Annotated in this window: 4 protein-coding genes and 3 tRNA genes; 6 read left to right on the top strand and 1 reads right to left on the bottom strand. The window is 41.2% G+C overall.

Annotated elements, in window-relative coordinates; translation table 11 throughout:
* Window positions 1–763: acyl-CoA dehydratase activase (locus ACJMMI_RS03895; RefSeq protein ID WP_405353737.1), on the bottom strand; the 763-nt coding region annotated here is incomplete at its 3' end.
* A 507-nt stretch (window positions 764–1,270) separates the two neighbouring features.
* Between ACJMMI_RS03895 and nifJ the strand changes: the two genes are divergently transcribed.
* The 6 genes from nifJ (at window position 1,271) to ACJMMI_RS03865 (ending at window position 7,114) form a co-directional block, all read left to right on the top strand.
* On the top strand, window positions 1,271–4,831 hold the full coding sequence (gene nifJ / locus ACJMMI_RS03890; RefSeq protein WP_405353735.1) for a pyruvate:ferredoxin (flavodoxin) oxidoreductase: 3,561 nt from the start codon (window positions 1,271–1,273) through the stop codon (window positions 4,829–4,831).
* Between the two features lie 318 nt (window positions 4,832–5,149).
* Window positions 5,150–5,226, top strand: a tRNA-Met gene (locus tag ACJMMI_RS03885).
* A gap of 3 nt (window positions 5,227–5,229) precedes the next feature.
* Window positions 5,230–5,304: transfer RNA gene (locus ACJMMI_RS03880), tRNA-Glu, on the top strand.
* Between the two features lie 8 nt (window positions 5,305–5,312).
* Window positions 5,313–5,400 (top strand) — tRNA-Leu (locus tag ACJMMI_RS03875).
* Window positions 5,401–6,139: 739 nt separating this feature from the next.
* Complete coding sequence (locus ACJMMI_RS03870) at window positions 6,140–6,769, top strand: L-2-amino-thiazoline-4-carboxylic acid hydrolase (RefSeq protein ID WP_405353733.1); 630 nt, start codon at window positions 6,140–6,142, stop codon at window positions 6,767–6,769.
* A 42-nt stretch (window positions 6,770–6,811) separates the two neighbouring features.
* Entirely contained in the window at window positions 6,812–7,114 is a 303-nt protein-coding gene (locus ACJMMI_RS03865) for a hypothetical protein (protein ID WP_405353731.1), read from the top strand.
* Window positions 7,115–7,311: the final 197 nt, after the last annotated feature.

Genomic DNA, 7,311 nt, shown 5'->3' with positions numbered 1-7,311 from the left:
CTTTTTCGGCACAGAGAGCCGCACCGCAGGCAACAAAATAAAGTGAATTTTCAGGGCAGATACCCTTTGTGTTCAGGGTTCTGTCAAAGCAGTTTCTAAGTTCACTCATAAATGTGAGAGGACCGCCGAGATATACCACCTGACCTTCAATTTCTCTGCCCTGTGCAAGACCTGCTACGGTCTGGCTTACAACGGCATTAAAGATACTTTCGGCAATATCGCTCTTTCTTGCCCCCTGATTTAAAAGAGGCTGAATGTCAGTCTTGGCAAACACACCACAGCGAGATGCAATGGTGTAGGTTTTTTCGTACTGCTTTGCAAGGTCGTCAAGCTCTTCAAGAGGAACATTGAGGAGTGTTGCCATCTGGTCAATAAACGCACCCGTACCGCCTGCACAAGTACCGTTCATACGCACCTCAAGTCCGTTTGTAAGGAAAAGAATTTTTGCGTCCTCACCGCCAAGCTCAATAACAACATCTGTGCCCGGAATAAAAGTGTTTGTGGCAACTCTTGTTGCGTAAACCTCCTGCACAAAGTCAATGTTGCTTGACTCTGCCACACCCATACCGGCAGAGCCCGAGAGTGCAACGGCTGCGTTTTCAACACCATTTACCTTACTGCGAACCGTAGCAAGAATTTCGGCAATTTTCTCGGTTATCTGGGAATAATGCCTTTCATAGGTGCTGTAAATAAGTTTATTTTCATCGTCTAAAACGACACATTTAATTGTAGTTGAGCCAATGTCAAGTCCTAATTTTAACATACTGCCTCCGTACCCTATAAAGTTATAAAAAGTCATATTATGTCAAATTGATTATCCAACCTATTATACGCTTTTTTAAAGTATTTTTAATTCTTTAAAAGCATTATAATTTCTTTAATAAAAATGACTATTATTTTCAAAAAATATAGTCGTTATCTTGTAAAATTTCTTCCCAAAATCGAACAAAAATTACATAATGTATGTATAATAAATTTTTAAGAAAAACCATTATGGCAAAATGTTTTTAGTTTTGGGGTGTTTAGTGTTTTTAAACTTTCCGAAAGCGTAGGAAAAATACCATAAAATTCAGATTTATGCCGGAATTTAAAATATTTGGTAAAGTTAAAGAAAAATCAAGTAAAAACTTATCTGTTATTGGTGAAAACCTCTTTACAAATTAACATTTAAGTGATAAAATTTACTATGATACAGTATGTATCTTTTAGAATTGTATTAAATGCGGCAAACGGTGTTGTCGCTGACATACTTTTAAGGAGGACAATTCCAATGGCAAGAAAAATGAAAACTATGGACGGTAACAGTGCTGTTGCTCATGTTTCTTATGCGTTTACAGATGTAGCTGCTATCTATCCTATCACACCTTCTTCCGTAATGGCTGACCTTACCGATAAGTTCTCGGCAATGGGTACAAAGAACCTTTTCGGCAGAGAAGTACAGGTTACAGAAATGCAGTCAGAAGGCGGTGCTTCTGGTGCAGTTCACGGCTCACTCGCAGCCGGTGCGTTAACCACAACCTACACAGCTTCACAGGGCTTGCTTCTTATGATTCCGAATATGTACAAGATGGCTGGTGAGCTTTTACCTGGCGTAATCCATGTATCTGCTCGTGCTCTTACAAGCCACGCTCTTTCAATTTTCGGTGACCATTCAGATATTTACGCTTGCCGTCAGACAGGCTATGCAATGCTCTGTTCAAACAACCCACAGGAATGTATGGACCTTGCTGCTGTTGCACACCTTTCAGCTATCAAGGGCAGAGTACCTTTCCTCCACTTCTTTGACGGTTTCAGAACCTCTCACGAGATTCAGAAGATTGAGGAGTGGGACTATGCAGATCTCGCAGATATGCTTGACTGGGACGCTGTAGAGGCATTCCGCAGAAGAGCACTTAACCCTGAGCACCCTGTAACAAGAGGTACAGCTCAGAACGACGACATCTTCTTCCAGGCAAGAGAGGCCTGCAACAAGTACTATGACGCAGTACCTGAAGTTGTTGTTGAATATATGAACAAGGTAAACGAGAAGATCGGCACAAACTACAAGCCGTTCAACTACTATGGTGCAGAGGACGCAGAGAACATTATCGTAGCTATGGGTTCTGTATGTGACTGTGCCGAAGAGGTTGTTGACTTCCTCAACGCTGCAGGCGAAAAGGTTGGTCTTTTAAAGGTTCACCTCTACAGACCATTCGTTGCAGATTACCTCTTAAGCGAACTTCCTAAGACAGTTAAGACTATTTCTGTTCTTGACAGAACAAAAGAGCCGGGTTCAATCGGTGAGCCTCTTTATCTTGATGTTCTTGCTGCTATCAACGGCTCAGACTTTGCCGGCGTAAAGGTATTTACAGGCAGATACGGTCTTGGTTCTAAGGATACAACTCCTGCTGACATCATTGCTGTTTACAGAAATGCAGAGAGCGACGCTCCAAAGAGAAGATTTACAATCGGCATTGTTGATGATGTAACAAATCTCTCACTTCCAATCGTTGAAAACCCTGACACAACTCCAAAGGGTACACATTCATGTAAATTCTGGGGTCTTGGTGCTGACGGTACTGTTGGTGCGAACAAGAACTCCATTAAGATTATCGGTGATAATACTGATATGTACGCTCAGGGCTACTTTGCTTATGACTCAAAGAAGTCAGGCGGTCTTACAGTATCTCACCTCCGTTTTGGTAATCAGCCGATTAAGTCAACATACTACATTTCAAAGGCTGACTTCGTAGCTTGTCACAACCCATCATATGTTGACAAGTACGATATCGTTGACGACCTTAAGGAAGGCGGTTCATTCCTCCTCAACTGTCCTTGGGATGTTGAAGAGCTTTCTGAAAGACTTCCGGGCAAGATGAAGAGAATCCTTGCTACAAGAAACATCAATTTCTACACAATCGACGGTATCAAGATTGGTAAGGAAATCGGTCTTGGCGGCAGAATCAATACAGTATTGCAGTCAGCTTTCTTTAAGATTGCAGACATCATTCCTGCTGAAAAGGCTAAGGAGCTTATGAAGGCTGCTGCTAAGAAGTCTTATATGAAGAAAGGTCAGGCTATCGTAGATATGAACTACGCCGCTATTGACCGTGGTATGGAGGACCTTAAGAAGGTTGAAATTCCTGCTGACTGGGCAAACGCTACAGACGATAAGACTGCTGATGTTGTTCCTGGCGAGGGTAAACTCGTTGAGTATGTAAACGGTATCCTCAAGCCTGTAAATGAGTACAAGGGTAATAAGCTTCCTGTATCTGCATTTATGGATCATGTTGACGGTACTGCTCCAAACGGCTCTGCTGCTTATGAGAAGCGTGGTATTGCAGTTGATGTTCCTGAGTGGAACTTTGAAAACTGTATTCAGTGTAATAAATGTGCTATCGTATGTCCTCACGCTGTAATCCGTCCTGTTGCTATGACAGAGGACGAGCTTGCTGCTGCTCCTGAGGGTACAAAGAGCATTCCAATGATGGGTCTTAAAGACCTCAAGTTCGTTATGACTGTATCAACACTCGACTGTACAGGCTGTGGTGCTTGTGCTAATGTTTGCCCGGGCAAGAAGGGTGCAAAGGCTCTTACAATGCAGCCAATCGACAGCCAGCGTGCTGAGCAGGCAGTATTTGACTATGCAGTAACTCTTGACGATAAGCCGGAAGTTGCTGAGAAGTTCAAGTTCTCTACAGTTAAGGGCAGCCAGTTCAAGCAGCCACTCCTTGAGTTCTCAGGTGCTTGTGCAGGTTGTGGTGAAACACCATACGCAAAGCTCGTTACTCAGCTCTTTGGTGATAGAATGTTCATTGCAAACGCAACAGGCTGTTCATCAATCTGGGGTGCTTCTGCTCCTGCTACACCATATACTAAGAACAAGAAGGGCTTTGGTCCTGCTTGGCAGAACTCACTCTTCGAGGATAACGCTGAGTTTGGTCTTGGTATGGCTCTCGGTCAGAAGGCTATCCGCAACAGACTCGTAGAGTATGTTCAGAACATTCAGAAGGATACTGACAGCGATGAATTAAAGACAGCTTGTCAGAACTACCTCGACACAGTTTGCGATTCAACCGCAAGCCGTCCTGCAACAGACGCTCTTATTGCAGAGCTTGAAAAGAATGTTGATGACGCTAAGGTTGGCGAACTTGCTAAGAAGACACTTATTGACAAGGACGAGCTTGCTAAGAAGTCAATGTGGATCTTCGGTGGTGACGGCTGGGCTTACGATATCGGCTTCGGCGGTCTTGACCATGTTATCGCTTCAGGCGAAAATGTAAATATCCTCGTATTCGATACAGAGGTTTACTCAAATACAGGCGGACAGGCTTCTAAGGCTACTCCGGTAGGTTCAGTTGCTCAGTTTGCTGCTGCAGGTAAGGCTGTTAAGAAGAAAGACCTTGCTGCTATCGCTATGAGCTACGGCTATGTATATGTAGCACAGTGTGCTATGGGTGCCGACAACAATCAGGTGCTCAAGGCTATGGTAGAGGCTGAAAGCTACAACGGCCCATCACTTATCATCTGCTACGCTCCATGTATCAACCATGGTATTAAGGGCGGTATGAGCATTGCTCAGCAGGAAGAGAAGAAGGCAGTTGAGGCAGGTTACTGGAATATCTTCCGTTATGACCCACGCCGTGCTGATGAGGGCAAGAATCCGTTTATGCTCGATTGCAAAGCTCCGAGTGCTTCATATCGTGACTTTATTATGGGCGAGGTTCGTTATAACTCACTTACCCGTTCATTCCCTGAGAGAGCAGAAAAGCTCTTTGCTAAGGCTGAAAAGGTTGCTGAGGAGAAGTACGCTCATCTCGAAAAGCTTGCAAGCCTTCCTGATGCAGAGTAATTTTACTAAGTAAAAGTAATTTCGGTTAAATAATTTGTGTTGTCCCTTGCTGTAACAGGCAGGGGACAATGCAGTGCTTTTGCAGAATAAAATAAATTTTAATGCTAACAATAAAACTGTAGGAATAATTGCGTGATTTTGCAGGCGAAATTCCACCTTTAAGCGTGTATTATCCGTAAAAAATACAGTAAAATACAGGTGGATTTATAATATTAAAAAGTTTTTCAAAAAAATTTAAAAAACTTTTAAAAAAGCCTTGACAAATCGGGCATATTATATTATAATCTATCTTGCTGATTTGATGTTGGCAAAACAGATGGCGGAATAGCTCAGCTGGCTAGAGCACTCGGTTCATACCCGAGGTGTCGTAGGTTCAAGTCCTATTTCCGCTACCATACGGCCCGGTGGTCAAGCGGTTAAGACACCGCCCTTTCACGGCGGTAACACGAGTTCGATTCTCGTCCGGGTCACCAAACAATTTGCCGGTGTGGTGGAATAGGCAGACACAAGGGACTTAAAATCCCTCGGTCATTGCGACCGTACCGGTTCAAGTCCGGTCACCGGCACCATGAAAAGGTCTATTGTCGTAAGACAATAGACCTTTTCGCTTTTGTGTTTAAAAATTTAACTCTTTTTCAATAGTTGGGGTAAATTATGGTTTTTGTTATGAGAAGATAGTTTGTAAAGTAATAATTTTCCTATTTTCGACAATGACTTAGTAACGGTCGGGAGTTGAAAGCTTTGAGATTGCCTATGATTTCTGCTCGGACAAAGAAATTTAGGTCGAGCCTTTTTAAAGGCTCGTGGGTTTGGGCAACGCCCAAGAAAGCTGTTTTATTGCAAATTTTCAGGCACAAACAGCAACGCTGTTTGTGTGCTAAAGCAAAGTTTGACAAAACAGGCGGCAGCCTTTTAATAAGAATGATTTATAAAAAATAAAAAGAATATCTTTCTGTTTTGTGTTGCTGTCGCAATTATAAGGCTTTCGCCATTGTGTTCAAGCCGACAAACAGCAACGCTGTTTGTCTATTAGAATTTCTTGTTAGCAAAAAGCTTTGTGGGCTTTGCCCACACCCACAACCTTTGAAAAAGGTTGAACAAATTTTTATGTCCGAGTATAAAGTCTGCAATAAGTCAAGCAAAAATTTCCCGACCGTTGCTAAACAATAATTTATAAATGCACTTCAATATTTAAAATAAAACAAGTCGAGATTTGATGATATTAAAACATTAACTGGTGAATATATTTGAAGTTAATAGGAATTGTGTTACAATATAAATTAGACTAAAAATTAATTGGAGGAGAAAATGTTGACAAAAAAAGAAGAGAAAACTTGTAAGATGCTTATATCGGGATACAAAAAGAAGTTGAGAAAGTATGTGGCTAAAAACACCGCTCTTTCGGCTGATGATATTGCTGCGGAATACGAAGAAAGATTTTACCGTTATATGAACGAGGTTGAAATGGGCAAGGAAAGAGGTAAATTCTCCTCATATATGAATATATTTTCGGGTTTAGCGGCATATGAGATACTGCGAGAGAAAGGCTTGAACGAAAAAGAGGGGATCAGTGCGTATGATTATATGTGTGCGTCCATAAGAAAAATTTCTTATGTTTTGTATAAGGGTGCCGACTTGCTGCCGAACGGATATAAAATTGTAAGGCAGTCTTTGTTAGATGACCTTGAGGGTGAAAAGAGAACTTGCTGGGATATTGAAGTTTTGCAGGATGACAACAAAGGATTTACTTATGAGATTAGCCGTTGCTTGTATTTCGATACTTGCAAAGAACACGGATACCCCGAATTTTGCAAGGTGTTCTGCACCCACGACTGGTATGCGTTTGGTGTGTTAAAACATCATTCAAGATTTATAAGAAAATCTACTATCGCCGAAAACGGTACGGTATGTCACGATACCATAGAAAAAGTAAAATAATATTGCTAAACATATGAAACACGAAACTTGTGAGGATAAAAATTGAAAATTGTTGCATTGTGCGGAAGTATGAAATTTGAAAATGAGATGAAAAGAATTGCTTTCGCTTTAGAAATGAAGTACAATATGTGTGTACTGCGATGCGTTTATAACGAAGATAAATTAAAACTCGGTGCATATGAAATACTTGCTTTAAACTCCGCTCATTTTAGAAAAATAGAAATTTCAGATGCTGTTTATGTAGTTGATATTAACGGTTATATCGGTGATCAGGTAAAGAAAGAGATAGCATTAGCTGAAAGTCTTGATAAGGAAGTAATTTTTCATACTGATTTCTTGGAGTAAAGAATTTGTGTAACAAATCGGATTGAAAAAACAAATTGTTGGAGGCATTACATATGGGCTCTATGTCAATAGTTGGGGTAAACCCGAAAAAGAAGAATTGAAATGAACAAGCGATAGTAAATCAAGCTATCGCTTGTTTTTGCATTTGGTGAGAAAACATATGTAAAATACGGTTACGGAAACGCTTAAAATTTCTG

It is taken from the genome of Ruminococcus sp., from assembly GCF_045129435.1.
Classification (GTDB): domain Bacteria; phylum Bacillota; class Clostridia; order Oscillospirales; family Acutalibacteraceae; genus Ruminococcoides.
This window is presented reverse-complemented; position numbering and strand designations above follow the sequence as displayed.

Bases quoted from the DNA above. Each gene is read 5' to 3' on its own strand.
- ACJMMI_RS03870 (WP_405353733.1), top strand. From the start codon at position 6,140: ATGTTGACAAAAAAAGAAGAGAAAACTTGTAAGATGCTTATATCGGGA.
- nifJ (WP_405353735.1), top strand. From the start codon at position 1,271: ATGGCAAGAAAAATGAAAACTATGGACGGTAACAGTGCTGTTGCTCAT.